At 69.4% G+C, this 752-nt stretch carries 1 protein-coding gene; it reads left to right on the top strand.

Annotated features, from left to right (window positions below; translation table 11 throughout):
• Positions 1 to 325: 325 nt before the first annotated feature.
• Positions 326 to 592, top strand: a complete 267-nt coding sequence (locus tag AC07DC_RS41900) for a hypothetical protein (protein WP_478920230.1) — start codon at positions 326 to 328, stop codon at positions 590 to 592.
• Positions 593 to 752 lie beyond the last annotated feature (160 nt).

Below are 752 nucleotides of genomic sequence, written 5' to 3' on the forward strand. Positions count from 1 at the left end.
ACCACCGCAGATCCGCCAGATCATCATCGGTCAGCGGCCACACCAGCTCCACCGGATCACCGACAGGCCGCGCGTACTGCTCCCCGGCAGGCCACCACGACACCTGCACCCGGCCATCAGCCCGTAAATCCACCAGCAGCCGCTCCGCCACCAACCCCGCCCCCGATCAACGCCACCACGCGCACGCAGTGAGACAGCGACCATAGACGTTTCGTGACATCACTACCCAAGGTTTGCCAAACCCGGGACACCCCGGACAGGCGAATACCGCAGCTTTCAAATACCGCCTCTTCGCCAGTGCACGTCGGAGACTCTTGATGCCCGGGTGATCGGCGTCGTGGGATCAGTGCGGCGGCCGGTCGCGGTGGTGCTGGAGATGGACGGGCGGCCGGTGGTCACCACGCCGCGGCTGGACGGGACCCAGGCCGCTGCCGTCGCGGCCGCCATTCATGGGCGGACCGGCAGGCCCGAGTTCGTTCCGGTCCTCGACCTCACGGTGATCCCGGTCGCCGACGGCCCGGTCGCGGAGGTCCGTGCCGGCCTCGGGCGGCACGCAAAGCGGAGATTCGTGCGCCTCCGCAGTGGCGACTGAACCGCTCCGGAGCGGTTTCGACGAGGCTCGCAGGCGTCGGCGAACCGCCGTGCTGTGGTGGGGGGGGCGGGGGACGGGGGCCGGGGGCGGGGCGCCCCCCCCCCCCCCCCAAAAAACCCCACAGGGGCGGGACCCCAAATTAAAAAAACGGGTGTCTTAT

It is taken from the genome of Streptomyces sp. NPDC045021 (assembly GCF_056432645.1).